Source organism: Streptomyces sp. NPDC004051, from assembly GCF_053604275.1.
Window position 1 is genome coordinate 411,943 of the sequence record NZ_JBSGHG010000001.1, and the last position, 17,861, is coordinate 429,803.

The window sequence follows — 17,861 nt, forward strand, 5'->3', positions numbered from 1 at the left end:
ACGGATCGGATGGCCGTCCGAGGCGTAACGACGTCGGGGTGGCGTCGTCCGGCGGGCGGGAGGTCGACGACGGGACGTGGGGCTCCGTGGCGTTCGATCAGGGCCGGTACTGTTCGGCGAATGAGCTCGCTTAATCTCGACGACTTCACCGATCTGATCGAGCGCCCGGACGGCGGGGTGCGCCGTGACGCGGAAGCGCACCGCGAGCGCCGGGTCGTACCGCCCGGGTCGCTGGGCCGCCTGGACGAACTGGGCGAGTGGCTGGCCGCCGCGCAGTCCGCGGTGCCGGTGCGGCCGGTCGAACGGCCGCGGGTCGTCCTCTTCGCCGGTGACCACGGGATCGCCGAACTGGGCGTCTCGGCGCGGGCGGCGGGCAGCGCCGGGGAGCTGGTGCGCGAGGTGCTGGAGGGCGGCCGTCCGGTCTCCGTGCTGGCCCGGCGGCTCGGGGTGCCGGTGCGGGTGGTCGACATGTCCCTGGACTGCGATCCGAAGACCCTGCCCGAGGACGTCGTACGGCACAGGGTGCGGCGCGGGAGCGGACGCGTGGACGTCGAGGACGCGCTGACCCTCGAGGAGGCCGAGGCGGCGTTCCGGGCCGGGGTCGCGGTGGCCGACGAGGAGGCCGACTCCGGTACGGACCTGGTGGTGCTCGGCGATGTGAGCGTGGGCGGCACCACGGCGGCGGGCGTGCTGGTGGGCGCGCTGTGCGGAACGGACGCGTCCGTGGTCACCGGGCGCGGCGGGGTGGCCATCGACGACCTGGCCTGGATGCGCAAGTGCGCGGCGATCCGCGACGCGCTGCGGCGGGCCCGGCCCGTGCTCGGCGACCAGTTGCAGCTGCTGGCGACGGTGGGCGGGGCCGATCTCACCGCGATGACGGGCTTCCTGCTGCAGGCCGCCGTGCGGAAGATGCCGGTCGTGCTCGACGGTGTGGTGACGGCGGCGTGCGCGCTGGTGGGGCAGCGGATCGCGTTCCGGGCGCCGGACTGGTGGCTGGCCGCGCACGACAGCGGAGAGCCGGGGCAGGCGAAGGCGCTGGACCGGATGGCGCTGGAGCCGCTCCTCTCCCACGGGGTGACCGTGGGCGAGGGCACGGGTGGCCTGCTGGCCCTTCCTCTGGTGCAGGCGGCTGCGGCGCTGGCGGCGGAGCTTCCGGAGAGGCCGGAGGGGCCGGAGAAGTCGGAGGAGTCGGAGTGACCGGGGGCGCCTGACCTTTTTCTCGCCCCCGCCGCCCCTTCCCTTCCCTTCCCGTCCCCGGGGGCGGAGCCCCCGGGCCCCCGTTCGCGCAGTTCCCCGCGCCCCTCTCAGGGACGGGGTGGGTCCGGTTTGCCGCCGAGCCAGTCCTCGAAGGCCCGCCGGGGGCCGGACCAGCGGCGGTCGTGGCGGTAGGCCCGCAGGAGGGCCTTGGCCCGGGCGCGGTGCCGGCGCCGGTAGAAGCGCCTGGCCCACGGGGAGCCGGGACGGGCCAGGCGCAGCGAACCGACCAGGGCGACGACGGGCACGATCACACCGAAGACGGCGATCCTGGCCTTGCCCTTGCTCAGGGCGATCAGGGAGAAGAGGAAGTTGAGCGCCACGTTCAGGACGACGCTCGCGCGGTCCTGGAGTTCGTCCTGGGTGACGTCGTCGACGCCGAACGGCGAGAACCCGGCCAGCAGCAGTCCGACCAGGGCGGCGGTGATGACGACCACCTCGACGCTCTGGCGGCCGGCCTCGGTCCAGTAGACGTCCTGGAGGTGCAGGATCAGCGCGAACTCGTCCAGGACCAGGCCGGCGCCGATGCCGAAGACGACCGCGCCGATCGCCGCACCGAGGCCGTGCCGGCCGCTCGCCACCGCGCCGAAGCCGCCGACGACGGTGAGGATCACTCCGGGCACGACGTGGTGGATGTGCACACCGCCCGCCTCGACGTTGCCGAAGGGGCCCTTGCCGGCCCGGATCAGCCGGGTGACGCCCCGGGTGATCACGAAGGTGAGGACGAAGGCGGTGAGGGCGAGGAGCAGCGGCAGCTTGCCCGGTTCGACGATGTTCCGCTGCAACCAATGTCCCATAAGCGCACTTTATCCACGGCCGTCGGGGGCGCCCTGCCGACCGCCGGGTAATCTGCGCCGGTGTCCGCGCCCTCCCCGATCTCCCTGGCCGACGGCCTCCGCTTCGCCTTCGGCACCCTCACCGTGTTCCCCGTCGAGGTGACCCGCTGGGATCGCCCTGCCGCACGCGGCGGCATGCTGTGCGCCCCGCTGGCCGGGCTGGCGGTCGGCGCCGTGGCCGCAGCCTGCGGACTGCTGCTGCTGTCCCTCGGGGCGGGCGCGCCGCTCGCCGCCGTCGCCACCGTCGCCGTGCCCGCCGCGCTCACCCGCGGGCTGCATCTCGACGGGCTCGCCGACGTCGCGGACGGGCTCGGCAGCGGGAAGCCGGCCGAGGACGCGCTGCGGATCATGAAGCAGTCGGACATCGGGCCGTTCGGCGTGCTCACCCTCGTTCTCGTGCTGTTGGCGCAGGTGGCCGCGCTGGCCCAGGCGTACGGCGACTCCTGGGCCCGGGGCGCGCTCGCCGCCGTGGTCGCGGCGGTCACGGCCCGGCTCGTCCTCACCCTCGCCGCCCGCGCCGGGGTGCCGCCCGCCCGGCCCGGGGGGCTGGGGGCCGCCGTCGCCGGGGCCGTCCCGCCGGCGGGTGCGGTGGGCGCCGCCCTCGCGGTGGCCGGGGCGGCGGCCGCCGGGGGCGCCCTGCTCGGGGCGGGCGGTGCCGTCCGTGCCGTCCATGCCGTCCTTGCGGTGCTGCTGTCCGTCGCGGCCGCGGAGTTGCTCCTGCGGCACTGCGTCCGCCGCTTCGGCGGGGTCACCGGCGACGTGTTCGGCTCGCTCGCGGAGACCGCGGCGACGACCGCGCTCGTCGTCGCGGTACTGGGCTGACCCGTGCCGTCACCTCGGCAGGCGCGGGGCCCGGACGAGGTCGTCCTCCAGGCCGGCGGGGCCCGGAAGGTGTCCGTCACGTCGCCGGACGGTGAAGACCGCGCGAGGGAGCGCACGCGCAGACGCGCGTAGGCTCGTCCGCAGTGTGCGCCGTACCGGGGCAGGCCCCGCCGAGACCGTACCGCCAGGTCGTCGTTAGGGTCGGCGCCGGGCCCGGTCGACCCACGCTTTTCGGCCACAGCAACTTCACATCGGAAGCGAGAATTCACCACCGTGACTGCTCTCACTCTCAGCACCTCCGCGATCCCCGGTCTGAAGGCCGACGCGATCGTGATCGGTGTCGCCAAGGGCACCGCGTCCGGGGCCGGGGGTCCGGTCGTCGCACCGGGCGCCGAAGCCGTGGACAAGGCTTACGACGGCAGGCTCACCGGCATCCTGGAGACCCTCGGCGCGTCCGGCGCCGAGGGTGAGGTGACGAAGCTCCCCGCGCCGGCCGGCTTCAAGACGCCGCTCCTGGTCGCGGTGGGTCTGGGCACCCAGCCCGAGAAGGACTCCGCGCCCGACCCCGAGGCACTGCGCAAGGCGGCCGGTGTGGCCGCCCGCGCCCTCACCGGGTCCAAGAAGGCCGCGTTCGCCCTCCCCCTGACCGACGCGGCCGACGCCGGCGCGGTCGCCGAGGGCGTGCTGCTCGGTGCCTACTCCTTCGACGCCTACAAGAACGCCCACAAGAACAAGGGCGAGGGCGGCAAGGACAAGAAGGACGCGAAGGCGCCCCTCGCCGAGGCCGTGCTGCTCTGCGACAAGTCCCGCGACAAGGCGTACAAGGCGGCCGTGGAGCGTGCCGTCACGGTGTCCGAGGAGCTCAACCGCGCCCGCGACCTGATCAACACCCCGCCCAACGACCTCGACCCCGAGGCGTTCGCCGCCGTCGCCCAGGCCGCGGCCAAGGAGCACGGCATCAAGGTGCAGGTGCTCGACGAGAAGGCGCTGGCCAAGGGCGGTCACGGCGGCATCCTCGGCGTCGGCGCCGGCTCGGCGTCGGGCCCGCGGCTGGTGAAGCTGTCGTACACCTCCGCCAAGGCGAAGAAGCACCTCGCCTTCGTCGGCAAGGGCATCACCTACGACTCGGGCGGCATCTCGCTGAAGCCGGCCGGGCACAACGAGACGATGAAGTGCGACATGAGCGGTGCCGCCGCCGTGTTCGCCGCGGTCGTCGCCGCCGCCCGCCTCGGTCTCGAGGTCAACATCACCGGCTGGCTGGCCCTGGCCGAGAACATGCCCTCCGGTTCCGCCACCCGCCCGGGTGACGTGCTGCGCATGTACAGCGGCAAGACGGTGGAGGTGCTCAACACCGACGCCGAGGGCCGCCTCGTCCTCGCCGACGCGCTGTGGGCCGCCTCGGAGGAGAAGCCGGACGCGATCGTGGACGTCGCGACCCTGACCGGCGCGATGATGCTGGCGCTGGGCAACCGCACCTTCGGCATCATGGCCAACGACGACGCCTTCCGCACGGCGGTGCACGAGGCCGCCGAGGAGGTCGGCGAGCCCGCCTGGCCGATGCCGCTGCCGGAGCACCTGCGCAAGGGCATGGATTCGGCCACCGCCGACATCGCGAACATGGGCGAGCGGATGGGCGGTGGGCTCGTCGCCGGGCTCTTCCTGCGCGAGTTCGTCGGCGAGGGCATCACCTGGGCCCACCTCGACATCGCCGGTCCGGCCTTCAACGAGGGCAGCCCCTTCGGGTACACGCCCAAGGGCGGTACCGGTTCGGCGGTACGGACGCTGGTCCGCCTCGCGGAGCAGACCGCGGCCGGCGACCTGGGCTGAGCCGACCGGTCGCCGGCGGGGCCCCGTACGCGGGTAGGACGGGGCCCCGCCGGCCGGCCCGTCCCGCGGATCCGCCGCGGGTTCCGGCGCGTGTGCCGGGGCACGCGGGCCCGGAAGTCCTCGCGCGCGTGACGGGCGGACGTTCGGACGTGGGACGCGTCACACCCCTGCCCCACGTCTCGTTCGGTGCGGACAAGTGCGAGGATAGGGCTCGGCAGGACAGGGCCCCACCGAAGGGCCGAAGGCAAGAGCGGCCGCACACCAGCCGCCGACCGGTCACTGGAGACCGGCGTGGCGCACATGCATGGAGGACGTGACGTGGCGAACGACGCCAGCACTGTTTTCGACCTAGTGATCCTCGGCGGTGGCAGCGGTGGTTACGCCGCGGCGCTGCGCGGGGCGCAGCTGGGCCTGGACGTCGCCCTGATCGAGAAGGACAAGGTCGGCGGTACCTGCCTGCACAACGGCTGCATCCCCACCAAGGCCCTGCTGCACGCGGGCGAGATCGCCGACCAGGCCCGCGAGAGCGAGCAGTTCGGCGTGAAGGCCACCTTCGAGGGCATCGACATGGCCGCCGTCAACAAGTACAAGGACGACGTGATCTCGGGCCTGTACAAGGGCCTGCAGGGTCTGATCGCCTCGCGCAAGGTGACCTACATCGAGGGTGAGGGCCGGCTGTCGTCGCCGACCTCCGTCGATGTGAACGGTCAGCGGATCCAGGGCCGCCACGTCCTGCTGGCGACCGGTTCCGTGCCGAAGTCGCTGCCGGGCCTGGAGATCGACGGCAACCGGATCATCTCCTCGGACCACGCCCTCGTCCTGGACCGCGTGCCGAAGTCCGCGATCGTGCTGGGCGGCGGCGTCATCGGCGTCGAGTTCGCCTCCGTGTGGAAGTCCTTCGGCACCGACGTCACGATCGTCGAGGGCCTCAAGCACCTCGTCCCGGTCGAGGACGAGAACAGCTCGAAGCTGCTGGAGCGCGCCTTCCGCAAGCGGGGCATCAAGTTCAACCTGGGCACCTTCTTCCAGAAGGCCGAGTACACCCAGGACGGCGTCAAGGTCACCCTCGCCGACGGCAAGGAGTTCGAGGCCGAGGTCCTCCTCGTCGCCATCGGCCGCGGCCCGGTCTCGCAGGGCCTGGGCTACGAGGAGGCCGGGGTCGCCATGGACCGCGGCTACGTCCTCGTCGACGAGTACATGCGCACCAACGTCCCGACGATCTCCGCCGTCGGCGACCTCGTCCCGACGCTCCAGCTGGCGCACGTCGGCTTCGCCGAGGGCATCCTGGTGGCGGAGCGGCTGGCCGGTCTGAAGGCCGTCCCGGTCGACTACGACGGCGTGCCGCGGGTGACGTACTGCCACCCGGAGGTCGCCTCCGTCGGCATCACCGAGGCCAAGGCCAAGGAGATCTACGGTGCGGACAAGGTCGTCGCCCTGAAGTACAACCTGGCGGGCAACGGCAAGAGCAAGATCCTCAAGACGGCCGGCGAGATCAAGCTCGTCCAGGTCAAGGACGGCGCCGTGGTCGGCGTCCACATGGTCGGTGACCGTATGGGCGAGCAGGTCGGCGAAGCCCAGCTGATCTACAACTGGGAGGCGCTGCCGGCCGAGGTCGCGCAGCTGATCCACGCCCACCCGACGCAGAACGAGGCGCTCGGCGAGGCCCACCTGGCCCTCGCGGGCAAGCCCCTCCACTCCCACGACTGACGCCTTCGGTCACGGGCACGACGACACAGACTTCCGCACTTCTAAGGAGCAACCGAAACCATGGCGGTTTCCGTAACCCTTCCGGCGCTCGGTGAGAGCGTCACCGAGGGCACTGTCACCCGCTGGCTGAAGGCCGAGGGCGAGCGCGTCGAGGCCGACGAGCCGCTGCTCGAGGTCTCCACCGACAAGGTCGACACCGAGATCCCCGCTCCGGCCTCCGGCGTGCTGTCCTCCATCAAGGTCGCCGAGGACGAGACCGTCGAGGTCGGTGCCGAGCTGGCCCTGATCGACGACGGCAGCGGTGTCCCGGCCGAGGCTCCGGCCCCGGCCGCCGAGCAGCCCGCCGCCCCGGCTCCCGAGCCGGCCGCCGCGGCCCCCTCCACCGAGCAGGCCGCCCCGGCGCCCGCTCCCACCGCCGAGGCCGCCGCCGGCGGCGGCTCCGCCGAGGGCACGGACGTGGTCCTGCCCGCGCTCGGCGAGTCCGTCACCGAGGGCACCGTCACCCGCTGGCTGAAGTCGGTCGGCGAGAGCGTCGAGGCCGACGAGCCGCTGCTCGAGGTCTCCACCGACAAGGTCGACACCGAGATCCCGGCGCCCACCGCCGGTGTGCTGCTGGAGATCACGGTCGGCGAGGACGAGACCGCCGAGGTGGGCGCGAAGCTCGCCGTCATCGGCGCTCCGGGTGCCGCCCCGGCGGCCGCCCCGGCCCCGGCGGCCCCGGCCCCCGCCCCGGCGCAGCCCGAGCCCGCCCCGGCCCCGCAGCAGGCCGCCCCGGCTCCCGCTCCGGCCGCCCCGGCTCCGGCTCCCACGCCGACCCCGGCCCCGGCGCCCGCCCCGCAGGCCGCTCCGGCTCCGGCCGCCGCTCCGGCCCCCGCCCCGCAGGCCGCTCCGGCTCCGGCTGCCGTTCCGGCCGCCGCCCGGCCGACCGACGAGGGCGCCTACGTGACCCCGCTGGTGCGCAAGCTCGCCGCCGAGCACGGCGTCGACCTGGCCGCCGTCAAGGGCACCGGCGTCGGTGGCCGTATCCGCAAGCAGGACGTCGTCGCCGCCGCCGAGGCCGCGAAGGCAGCCCCCGCCGCGGCTCCGGCCGCCGCTCCGGCCGCGGCGAAGCGGGCCCCGGTCCTCGAGGCCTCGCCGCTGCGCGGTCAGACCGTGAAGATGCCGCGGATCCGCAAGGTCATCGGCGACAACATGGTCAAGGCGCTGCGTGAGCAGGCGCAGCTGTCCTCGGTCGTCGAGGTCGACGTCACCCGGCTGATGAAGCTGCGGGCGCGGGCCAAGGACGCGTTCGCGGCCCGTGAGGGCGTCAAGCTCTCCCCGATGCCGTTCTTCGTCAAGGCCGCCGCCCAGGCGCTGAAGGCCCACCCGGCCGTCAACGCCCGGATCAACGAGGCCGAGGGGACCATCACCTACTTCGACACCGAGCACATCGGTATCGCGGTGGACTCCGAGAAGGGCCTGATGACCCCGGTCATCAAGAACGCCGGTGACCTCAACATCGCCGGTATCTCCAAGGCCACGGCCGAGCTGGCGGGCAAGGTCCGGGCCGGCAAGATCACCCCGGACGAGCTGTCCGGCGGGACCTTCACGATCAGCAACACCGGTTCGCGCGGCGCGCTGTTCGACACGATCATCGTGCCTCCGGGCCAGGTCGCGATCCTCGGCATCGGTGCCACGGTCAAGCGTCCGGCCGTCATCGAGACGGAGGAGGGCACGGTCATCGGCGTCCGCGACATGACCTACCTGACCCTCTCCTACGACCACCGCCTGGTGGACGGCGCCGACGCGGCCCGTTACCTGAACTCGGTCAAGGCGACCCTGGAGGCGGGCGAGTTCGAGGTCGAGCTCGGCCTGTGATCCACGGCCGCTGATCCCGGTCACCGGTGCCCCCGTCCGGAGCTTCCCAGGCTCCCGGGCGGGGGCACCGTCGTGAGCACGGCGTGAGCCGCGTCGTACGCGCCGTGTAAGCCTCGTCTCACCTGGGCGAAAGCGCCCCTTGCGCCCCTCCCGGACGGTGTGTCAGCCGTATTGTCTAAGGGTCGATCGCCCTCAAGGGTCCTGTCCGTCGTCCGTCCGCCGCCCCTCGACGGGGCCTTTCGGGCGGCTGCCCCGGATTCACGAGCCCTGTCCAAGGAGCACTCATGACCGCGCCCGTCGTCCACTCGCTGCGCGAACAGATCCGCGAGCACATCCTGGAAGGGATCATCAGCGGGCGCTGGCAGCCGGGCGAGCGGATCGTGGAGCGGCGGATCGCGACCGAGCTGGAGGTCAGCCAGACACCGGTGCGGGAGGCGCTGCGCGAGCTGGAGTCGCTGCGGCTGATCGAGTCGGCGCCCAACAAAGGCGTGCGGGTGCGGAACCTCTCGGCCGCCGACCTGGAGGAGAGCTACCCCGTGCGGGCGGGTCTCGAGGCGATCGCCGCGGAGCTGGCGGCGGAGCGGCTGGCGGAGGACTGCTCGGCGCTGGAGCCGCATGTCGCCGCGCTGTACGAGGCCGACCGCACGGCCGACGGCACGGCCCAGGTGCGGCACACGGTCGCCTTCCACCGTGAGCTGGTCCGCGCGGCCGGCAACTCGGTGCTGCTGCACACCTGGGAGGGCCTGGGCATCGAGGTCTTCACGGCCCTGTCCATCCGCTGGCTGGGCACGGTCCAGCAGTCCTACGCCGAGGAGCACGAGGAGCTGGTCGCGGCGTTCCGGCGGAAGGATCCGGACATCGGCCGTCTGGTGAAGGAGCATGTGCTGGGCTGCGCCCCGCACGCCGCCGACGCCCCCGCCTGATCTCCCGTACCCGCCCCTTCCGTACCCGCCCCTTCCGGTCCCGGCGCCGTCCGCCCGGTCCGTCGTGCCCGCCACACCGGGCGAAGCCGCCGGAACCTGCCGATACTGGTGAGAACCGTGTCGTTCCCCAGGGCGGCGAGCAACGTCCCCGTCGGCCGGTGGTGGAGGCCGTGTGATCCGGCCACAGCTGTCCTTGACGCGCGGCGCCATGACCGCGGCGGTCTCGGCGGCGCGCTCCCTCGCGCGGGGTCTGACCGCCGTCCCGGCGGCGCTCGCGTCGGCCGGGACGGCGCCGCGGTCGGGTGCGCCCGGCCTCCGGCGGACCCCAAGAGGCGTGCAGATCGCGGTCCGGAGGCTGGGAGCTACGGCCGTTGCCCGGCCCGAAGACCGGTTCCGAGGACGCCCTCGGCGGCCTCCTCCTCACCGGGACGGCCGCCGCGGAGAAGACCGCGCGGGCCCGGCGGTGGGCCGAGGAGGGGGCGCGGCTCGTGCTCGTCCTGCGGGCGGGCACGCCGGTGGCCGTGGCCGCGCTGGTCCCCCGACTGCACCCGCTCGCACACCACTTGGTGCGCGCCGCCCGGGCGTGCGGTGAGGTGCTGCTGGTGGGCGGACCGCCCGGGCTGCACCTCCGGTTCGGGCTCGAGGAGGCCGTGTCCACCGGACACCGGCGTACCGTCGCCCTGGTGCGCTCCCTCCAGGCAAAGGGGCACGGGGTCGCGGTGGTCTCGGCACGGACCCGGCGTGCCCTGGCCCGCGCGGACCTGGGCATCGGGTCGGTGGCCGTCCCGCGGCACGTGCCGTGGGACGCCGACGTCACCGCCCCGCCCGATGTGGTCCACCTGCTGCTGACCGCCCTGCCGGAAGCCCGGCGGATCGGCCGTCTGTGCGTCCGGCTGGAGGGCGCCGGCGCGGTGGCCGGTTCGGCTCTCACCCTGCTCGTGGCCCGCCCGGGGGCCTGGGCGCGGGCCCGTCTGGTGACCGACGGGGTGGGCATCGCCTCGGTCGCCGCGGGCTTCTGGGCGGGGTGGCGGCTGCACGGACGTCCGGCCCCGGCGGCCGCCGGGCACACCCCCTGGCACGCCATGGCGGTACGCCAGGTGATGTCCCGGGTCGGCACCTCGTCCCAGGGACTGGACGAGGCCGAGGCCGCCCGGCGCAGGCAGTTCGCGGGCCGTGACCGGCACGAGGGGACCGGCTCCCTGATCGGCCGGGTCGTGGAGGAACTGGCCAATCCGCTCACGCCCGTCCTGGCGATCGGCGGCGGTGTCTCGGCGGCGCTCGGCTCCGTGCTGGACGCCGTGCTGATCGGCGGGGTGCTCGGGGTGGACGCGCTGGTCGGCGGGGTGCAGCGGCAGCAAGCCGACAGCGCGGCCGAGCGGCTGGTCGAGGCGACCTCGGTGCGGGTGCGGGTGCGCCGCCCCGGCCGGGCGGAACCGGTGGAGACGGCCGGCGAGCACCTGGTGCGCGGGGACCTGATCGAACTGCGGGCCGGTGACTCGGTCCCGGCGGACTGTCGGGTGGTGCGGGCACAGGGCCTGGAGGTGGACGAGTCCAGCCTCACCGGCGAGTCGCTGCCCGTCGTGAAGAGCGCCGCGCCGACCGCGGCCCGGGCGGTCGCGGACCGCACCTCGATGCTCTACGAGGGCACGACGGTGGCGGCCGGCCACGCGCTGGGCGTGGTCGTCGCCACCGGGACCGCCACCGAGGCGGGCAGCGCGGCCGAGGCGGGCCCGGAGGGCGGGCCGCCGGAGAGCGGGGTGGAACGGCGGCTGAAGGCGCTGGGCCGGTGGTTCCTGCCGCTGTCCGTCGCCGCGGGAGCGGTCCTCTTCGGCGTCGATCTGCTGCGCAGGCGCCCCCCGGGGGCCGCCCTGGGGGCCGCGGTCAGCCTGTGCGTGGCGGCCGTACCGGAAGGGCTGCCGTTCGTCGCCACGGTCGCGGAGCTGGCCGCGGCCCGCCGGCTGTCCGCGCGCGACACCCTGGTCCGCAGCGCCTCCACCATCGAGGCGCTGGGCCGCACCGACGTGCTGTGCTTCGACAAGACCGGCACGCTCACCGAGGGCCGGATCAGCCTCCGGCAGGTCTCCGACGGCCTGCGGCGCGAGGGTCCCGGCCGGCTCACCCCGGCGCTGCGCCGGATCGTCGCCACGGCCGTCCTGGCCGGTCCGCCGGGCGAGGCCGCGACGCTCGCCCATCCCACCGACCGGGCCATCGCCGACGGGGCCGGGTCGCTCGGCGCCGCCCCGGCCCGGGCCGCGGGGCTCGGTACGGACGTCTGGGAGCGGCTGGCCGAGCTGCCGTTCGAGCCGGGGCGCGGCTACCACGCCGTGCTGGGGCGGTCCGACAGCGAGGCGCGGATCGTGGTCAAGGGCGCGCCGGAGATCGTCCTGGCCCGCTGCGACCGGGTCCGCCGGGACGGCGCCACCGAGCCGTTCGGCGAGCGGCTGCGCGCGGAGACGGAGGCGGAGATCGACCGGCTGGCCCGGCGCGGCCTCAGGGTGCTCGCGGTCGCCGAGCGGGTCCTGCCCGCGGGTGCGCCGCGGGACGGCGCCGCCCCCGCCGGTCCGGGGGACCTCGGCGACGAGGCGGTCGACGGGCTGTGCCTGCTGGGCCTGCTGGGCCTCGCGGACCCGGTGCGGTCCACCGCCGCGCAGAGCGTGGACCGGCTGTCGCGGGCCGGGGTGCGCATCGTCATGCTCACCGGCGACCACCCCAGCACCGCCGCCGCGATCGCCCGGGAGCTGCGGCCCGGGGAGGAGCCGCGCCTGATGACCGGGGCGGAGCTGGACGCCCTCGACGACGCGGCGCTCGCCGGGAGGCTGCCGGACATCACGGTGTTCGCCCGGGTCACCCCGGCGCACAAGGTCCGTATCGTCACCGCGCTGCGTTCGGCCGGCCGTACCGTCGCCGTCACGGGCGACGGCGCCAACGACGCGCCCGCCATCCGGATCGCCGACGTCGGCATCGCCCTCGGCTCCCGGGCCACGTCGGCGGCCCGCGCCGCCGCCGACGTGGTCGTCACCGACGACCGGATCGAGACCATCGTCGACGCCTTCGTCGAGGGCCGGGCCATGTGGGGCTCGGTGCGCAGGGCGCTGGGCATCCTGCTCGGCGGCAATCTGGGGGAGATCGCCTTCACGCTGGCGACCACGCTGTTCACCGGGCGCAGCGCGCTCAACGCCCGCCAGCTGCTCCTGGTCAACCTGCTCACGGACATGCTGCCTGCCATGGCCATCGCCGCCCGGCCGCCCGCCGACCACCCCGACCGGCTGCTCGCGGAGGGCCCGGAGGCCTCGCTCGGCAAGGCCCTGATCCGTCACATCCGGCTGCGTGCCGCCGTCACCACGGCGGCGGCCGCGGCCGCCTGGATCGTCGCCCGGGCCACCGGCACCCGGGGACGCGCCGACACGGTCGCCCTGGTCGCCCTGGTGACCTCCCAGCTGTTCCAGACGCTCCAGGACGCGGGCCGTGATCCGGTGGTGGCCGTGGCCGCGGTGGGGTCCCTGGTGGTGCTGGGCGTGGTGGTGAGCGTGCCGGGGCTCAGCCACTTCTTCGGCAGCCGGCCCCTGGGCCCCGCGGCCTGGACGATCGCACTGGCGTCGGCGGCGGGGTCGGTGCTGGTGCCCCTCGCGGCGCGGGGCGCCGCCGGGACGCCGAGAAAAGTTCACCTGCAGAACACCCGGGTGCAGCCTGCCGGATGACATCGGGGCCGACAAAGGAGTCGTACCCGGCACGACACACACGAAAGGCGGCGGACCATGCCGCACATCTTCACCACGATCCTGACCCAGGTGGCGGTCGCCCTGCTCGAGGCCGCAGTGGTCCGGCTGGCCGTCCATCTCTGGAAGGCCTTCGGCACGGGCGGACACCCGGCGGCCGCACACGCCTGAGCGGCTCCCCTCCCGAACCGCATCACCCGAACCGGCTTGCCCGGATCGTCCGTTCGGACGGGTTTATTCGCGTGCATTGATGGAATGCGGCCAGGAAGACCCCTCGCCACTCACGCCTCATGGCAGGAGAGGACGGAGATGACTTCCCCAGAAGCACAGACCCAGCCACCGCAACAGCAGGCCTCGGCGGAACACCCGGAGGGGAAGCAGACGGGCGGCAAGCTGCTGCACCTGCGCACCGCCCGGGTTCCGATCCCCTACGTGACCCCGGGGGACAAGTTCCCCAACGTCCGCAAGGCCGCACCCGCGTCCAAGGCCACGTCCCTGCTCCCCTCGCCCCGCAAGCTGGTCCTCTACGGCGTCCTCGGCGGCATGACCGCCGCCGGGGCCATCGGCTGGCCGGTCGCGGTCGCCGTCGGCGCCGCCACCGAGGTGATCACCCGTGAGCAGGCGGCACGGCAGCGCCAGGGACACGAACACGCCGAGCGGACGGAGACCGCGACGCCACCGCGGCAGGCGACCGCCTGACGGTCCCGCCCGGACCTCGACGGGGCCGAACGCCCGGATGCCCCGGGACGCTCGGCCCCGCCCGCGTGCAGCGCGCCCGAACCGGCCCGCACCCCGCCCGAATCGGCCGGTCACCCCTCGGATGAGCAGGGAAAACGCGGCACCGCGTGCCGGGTTCTCCGGCACAGGATGCCAATTTCTTGATATCGAGACTTTTTCGGCCCACTACCTTTGATCGATCATCGATCAGCGGGTTATTGTCGCCAGCGGGGTCTCCACCAGAGCCCCAGCCCTGTCCTGCCATAGACCAAGGGCACCCCCGAACCCTTACCGATGAGGGAACCCCCTTCGACTGAGGAAGGCGGCGACATGACCGACCCCAAGGCCATCCAGCCGAGCGAGCTGGATCAGCTCCCGGACCGCGACCCCGAGGAGACCGCCGAGTGGCAGGCCTCCCTCGACGCCGTCACCGAGGCCGCAGGACCGCACCGTGCCGCATACCTGATGCGCCGCACGCTGGAGCGCGCCGAGGAGGCCGGCGTCGCACTGCCGCAGCTCCTCGAGACCGACTACATCAACACCATCCCCACCTCCGCCGAGCCCGCGGTGGACGGCGACGAGGCGATGGAGTCCCGCATCACCGCGTGGAACCGCTGGAACGCGGCCGCGATGGTGACCCGCGGCAGCAAGTACGGCGTCGGCGGCCACATCGCCACCTTCGCCTCCGCGGCCTGGCTCTACGAGACGGGCTTCAACCACTTCTTCCGCGGCAAGGAGGCCGACGGCTCCGGCGACCAGCTCTACATCCAGGGCCACGCCTCCCCCGGCATCTACGCCCGCGCCTTCCTCGACGGCCGGATCGGCGAGCGGCACCTGGACAACTTCCGCCGTGAGGCGGGCGGCGACGGCCTCCCCTCGTACCCGCACCCGCGGCGGCTGCCCTGGCTGTGGGAGTTCCCCACGGTGTCGATGGGCCTCGGCCCGATCTCCGCGGTCTACCAGGCGCGGTTCAACCGCTATCTGACCAGCCGCGGCATCAAGGACCTGACGAACTCCCACGTGTGGGCGTTCCTCGGCGACGGCGAGATGGACGAGCCGGAGTCCACCGCCGCCCTGACGCTCGCCTCCCGCGAGGGCCTGGACAACCTGACCTTCGTCGTCAACTGCAACCTGCAGCGCCTCGACGGTCCGGTCCGCGCCAACTTCAAGATCGTGCAGGAGCTGGAGGCCCTGTTCCGCGGCTCCGGCTGGAACGTGGTCAAGAGCCTGTGGGGCACCGCCTGGGACGAGCTGTTCCAGCTGGACACCACCGGCGCGCTCGTCCGCCGCCTGCGCGAGGTGCCCGACGCGCAGGTCCAGACGTACCAGACCCGCGACGCGGCCTACATCCGCGAGGACTTCTTCGGCAAGGACCCGGCGCTCGTCGAGATGGCGAAGCTGCTGAGCGACGACAAGATCCTCGAGTGCTTCCACCTCTCGCGCGGCGGCCACGAGTCCCGCAAGGTCTACGCCGCGTACAGGGCGGCCCTGGCCCACAAGGGCGCGCCGACCGTGATCCTGGCCCAGACGGTCAAGGGCCACACCCTCGGCGAGGGCTTCGCCTCGAAGAACGCCAACCACCAGATGAAGAAGCTCTCGGTGGACGAGTTCAAGGCGATGCGCGACCGCCTCGACCTGCCGATCAGGGACAGCGACTTCGTCGACGGCGAGGTCCCCTACGGCCACCCGGGCGCCGACTCCCCCGAGGTCCGCTACCTCCAGGAGCGCCGCGCCGCTCTCGGCGGTCCGGCCCCGGCCCGCCGCGTCCACCCCGTCGCCCCGCTGCCGGCCCCGGCCGACAAGGCGTTCAGCGCCTTCGACAAGGGTTCGGGTTCGCAGAACGTGGCGACCACCATGGCGTTCGTCCGCCTGGTCAAGGACCTGGTCCGCGACAAGGAGACCGGCAGGCGCTGGGTGCCGATCGTCCCCGACGAGGCGCGCACCTTCGGCATGGAGTCGCTCTTCCCGTCGCTCGGCATCTACTCGCCCAAGGGCCAGACGTACGAGCCGGTCGACCGCGACCAGCTGATGTACTACAAGGAGGCCAAGAACGGCCAGATCCTCAACGAGGGGATCACCGAGGCCGGTTCCATGGCCGAGTTCATCGCCGCCTCGACGTCGTACGCGACGCACGGCGAGCCGGTCATCCCGTTCTACATCTACTACTCGATGTTCGGCTGGCAGCGCACGGCCGACCAGATGTGGCAGCTCGGCGACCAGCTCGGCCGCGGCTTCCTCGTCGGCGCCACCGCCGGCCGCACCACGCTCACCGGTGAGGGCCTGCAGCACGCCGACGGCCACTCCCCGGTCATCGCCGCGACCAACCCGGCCGCGCTGACGTACGACCCGGCGTTCGCGTACGAGATCGCCGTCATCGTCAAGGAGGGTCTGCGCCGGATGTACGGCGCGGCCGCCCCGGACGAGGACCAGGACGTCTTCTACTACCTGACGGTCTACAACGAGCCGCTGCGGCAGCCCGCCAAGCCGGCCGGTGCCGGGGTCGACGAGGGCATCCTCAAGGGCCTGTACCGCTTCAACACGGCGGAGTCGGCGGGGCTGACGGCGCCCGCCAACGCCCCGCGGATCCAGCTGCTCGGCTCGGGTACGGCGATCCACTGGGCGCTGAAGGCGCAGCAGCTGCTCGCCGAGGAGTGGGGCGTGGCGGCCGACGTGTGGTCGGCGACGTCCTGGACCGAGCTGCGCCGGGACGCCCTGGAGGCGGACGAGGCGCTGCTGCGCGGCGAGGAGCGGGTGCCGTTCGTCCGGCAGGCGCTCCAGGGCGCCGAGGGTCCGGTGCTGGCGGTCTCGGACTACATGCGCCAGGTTCCCGACCAGATCGCGCAGTGGGTCAAGCAGGACTACACCTCGCTGGGCACCGACGGTTTCGGCCTGTCGGAGACCCGTGAGGCGGCCCGCCGCTACTTCGGTGTCGACGCCGAGTCCATCGTCGTCGCGGCCCTGGCGCAGCTCGCCCGGCGCGGCGAGGTGCAGGTGACGGCCGTGAAGGAAGCGCGCGAGAAGTACGGTCTGTAGGCACCCGGACGTCATCGGTCCGAGGCAGGAGGCCCCCGCTGCGGCGGGGGCCTCCTGCTGCATGATGGGCCGTATGCGTGCTGCCCGGCTGATCAAGATGGTGCTGCTGCTCCAGTCCCGGCCCTCCATGACCGCCGCCGAGCTGGCGCGGGAGCTGGAGGTGTCGGAGCGGACGGTCACCCGGGACGCGCAGGCGCTGTCCGAGGCCGGCGTGCCGGTGTACGCGGACCGGGGGCGGATCGGCGGCTACCGGCTGGTCGGCGGCTACCGTACGCGGCTGACCGGGCTGGCCCGGGGCGAGGCGGAGGCGCTGTTCCTGTCCGGGGTGCCGGGGGCGCTGCGGGAGATGGGGCTCGAGGACGCGGCCTCCGCGGCCCGGCTGAAGGTGTCGGCGGCGCTGCTGCCCTCCCTGCGGGACGCGTCGCAAACGGCGGCGCAGCGCTTCCACCTGGACGCCCCGGGCTGGTTCCGTGAGCCGAAGACGCCCGAGCTGCTGCCGGCCGTGGCGGACGCGGTGTGGGACGACCGCCGGGTCACCGCCCGCTATCTGCGCGGGGCGGGGGAGCACCGGCGGGAGGTCGTGCGGGAGCTGGAGCCCTACGGGCTCGTGCTCAAGGCGGGCGTCTGGTACCTGTGCGCGCGGGTGGCGGGGCAGGAGGCGTTCCGGGTGTACCGGGTCGACCGGTTCACGGCGGTGGAGCCGGCCGGCCCGGACCCGGCGCGCCCCGCGCGCTTCGAACGCGACCGGGAGTTCGAGCTGCCCGCGTTCTGGGAGGAGCGGGCGGAGCAGTTCGCCCGCTCGATCCTGCGCACGGAGGTGGTGGTGCGGCTGTCGCCCGAGGGGGTGCGCGTGCTGCCGCACTCCGTCGAGGCGTCGGCCGCGGCGGCCGCGCGGGAGGCACTGACCGAGGCAGCCGAGGCGGCCGGGGAGCGCGGAGGGGACGGCGGCGGGTGGGTGACGGTGACCCTGCCGGTGGAGTCCGAGGAGGTCGCCCACACCCAGCTGACGGCGCTGGGGCCCGAGGTGGAGGTGCTGGCGCCCGCGTCGTTGCGGGAGCGGTTCGCCGCCCAGGCGGTACGGCTGGCCCGGCTGTACGGGAGGGACACCCCCGACGCCGGCCCTGAGCGATCCGGGTGACACTCCGGGGTGCGTCCCCCGGTCCCAGGGC

12 protein-coding genes are annotated in these 17,861 nt (G+C 73.8%); 11 read left to right on the forward strand and 1 reads right to left on the reverse strand.

Annotated features, from left to right (window positions below):
* The first annotated feature begins 120 nt into the window (after positions 1-120).
* A complete protein-coding gene (gene cobT / locus ACWEQO_RS01910) occupies positions 121-1,197 on the forward strand; it encodes a nicotinate-nucleotide--dimethylbenzimidazole phosphoribosyltransferase (protein ID WP_361448699.1) in 1,077 nt (358 codons plus the stop codon).
* Positions 1,198-1,304: 107 nt separating this feature from the next.
* On the opposite strand, the gene ACWEQO_RS01915 is transcribed toward cobT, so the two are convergent.
* Positions 1,305-2,051 carry a hypothetical protein gene (locus ACWEQO_RS01915; protein WP_452977784.1) on the reverse strand — a complete coding sequence of 249 codons (747 nt, stop codon included), beginning with the start codon at positions 2,049-2,051 and terminating at the stop codon, positions 1,305-1,307.
* A gap of 60 nt (positions 2,052-2,111) precedes the next feature.
* On the opposite strand from ACWEQO_RS01915, the gene ACWEQO_RS01920 reads away from it, so the two are divergent.
* The 10 genes from ACWEQO_RS01920 (at position 2,112) to ACWEQO_RS01965 (ending at position 17,830) form a co-directional block, all read left to right on the forward strand.
* Positions 2,112-2,912, forward strand: a complete 801-nt coding sequence (locus ACWEQO_RS01920) for an adenosylcobinamide-GDP ribazoletransferase (RefSeq protein ID WP_452977787.1) — start codon at positions 2,112-2,114, stop codon at positions 2,910-2,912.
* A gap of 273 nt (positions 2,913-3,185) precedes the next feature.
* A complete protein-coding gene (locus ACWEQO_RS01925) occupies positions 3,186-4,739 on the forward strand; it encodes a leucyl aminopeptidase (RefSeq protein WP_361448690.1) in 1,554 nt (517 codons plus the stop codon).
* Positions 4,740-5,057: 318 nt separating this feature from the next.
* Positions 5,058-6,446 carry a dihydrolipoyl dehydrogenase gene (gene lpdA, locus ACWEQO_RS01930; protein ID WP_181383414.1) on the forward strand — a complete coding sequence of 463 codons (1,389 nt, stop codon included), beginning with the start codon at positions 5,058-5,060 and terminating at the stop codon, positions 6,444-6,446.
* Between the two features lie 60 nt (positions 6,447-6,506).
* Entirely contained in the window at positions 6,507-8,303 is a 1,797-nt protein-coding gene (sucB, locus tag ACWEQO_RS01935; protein ID WP_452977791.1) for a 2-oxoglutarate dehydrogenase, E2 component, dihydrolipoamide succinyltransferase, read from the forward strand.
* Positions 8,304-8,587: 284 nt separating this feature from the next.
* Complete coding sequence (locus ACWEQO_RS01940; protein ID WP_361448684.1) at positions 8,588-9,226, forward strand: GntR family transcriptional regulator; 639 nt, start codon at positions 8,588-8,590, stop codon at positions 9,224-9,226.
* A 371-nt stretch (positions 9,227-9,597) separates the two neighbouring features.
* Positions 9,598-12,924: a cation-translocating P-type ATPase gene (locus tag ACWEQO_RS01945; RefSeq protein WP_452977794.1), complete on the forward strand. Its 3,327-nt coding sequence runs from the start codon at positions 9,598-9,600 to the stop codon at positions 12,922-12,924.
* A gap of 57 nt (positions 12,925-12,981) precedes the next feature.
* Positions 12,982-13,113: a hypothetical protein gene (locus tag ACWEQO_RS01950; RefSeq protein ID WP_361448678.1), complete on the forward strand. Its 132-nt coding sequence runs from the start codon at positions 12,982-12,984 to the stop codon at positions 13,111-13,113.
* Positions 13,114-13,251: 138 nt separating this feature from the next.
* Positions 13,252-13,641, forward strand: coding sequence for a hypothetical protein (locus ACWEQO_RS01955; protein ID WP_452977797.1), 390 nt, complete (start codon positions 13,252-13,254; stop codon positions 13,639-13,641).
* 348 nt (positions 13,642-13,989) lie between these two features.
* Positions 13,990-16,692, forward strand: coding sequence for a pyruvate dehydrogenase (acetyl-transferring), homodimeric type (gene aceE, locus ACWEQO_RS01960; RefSeq protein ID WP_452977800.1), 2,703 nt, complete (start codon positions 13,990-13,992; stop codon positions 16,690-16,692).
* Between the two features lie 73 nt (positions 16,693-16,765).
* A complete protein-coding gene (locus ACWEQO_RS01965; RefSeq protein WP_452977803.1) occupies positions 16,766-17,830 on the forward strand; it encodes a helix-turn-helix transcriptional regulator in 1,065 nt (354 codons plus the stop codon).
* The last annotated feature ends 31 nt before the right edge of the window (positions 17,831-17,861 follow it).

Bases quoted from the DNA above. Each gene is read 5' to 3' on its own strand.
- cobT (WP_361448699.1), top strand. From the start codon at position 121: ATGAGCTCGCTTAATCTCGACGACTTCACCGATCTGATCGAGCGCCCG.
- ACWEQO_RS01915 (WP_452977784.1), bottom strand. From the start codon at position 2,051: ATGGGACATTGGTTGCAGCGGAACATCGTCGAACCGGGCAAGCTGCCG.
- sucB (WP_452977791.1), top strand. From the start codon at position 6,507: ATGGCGGTTTCCGTAACCCTTCCGGCGCTCGGTGAGAGCGTCACCGAG.
- ACWEQO_RS01940 (WP_361448684.1), top strand. From the start codon at position 8,588: ATGACCGCGCCCGTCGTCCACTCGCTGCGCGAACAGATCCGCGAGCAC.
- ACWEQO_RS01950 (WP_361448678.1), top strand. From the start codon at position 12,982: ATGCCGCACATCTTCACCACGATCCTGACCCAGGTGGCGGTCGCCCTG.
- ACWEQO_RS01955 (WP_452977797.1), top strand. From the start codon at position 13,252: ATGACTTCCCCAGAAGCACAGACCCAGCCACCGCAACAGCAGGCCTCG.
- aceE (WP_452977800.1), top strand. From the start codon at position 13,990: ATGACCGACCCCAAGGCCATCCAGCCGAGCGAGCTGGATCAGCTCCCG.
- ACWEQO_RS01965 (WP_452977803.1), top strand. From the start codon at position 16,766: ATGCGTGCTGCCCGGCTGATCAAGATGGTGCTGCTGCTCCAGTCCCGG.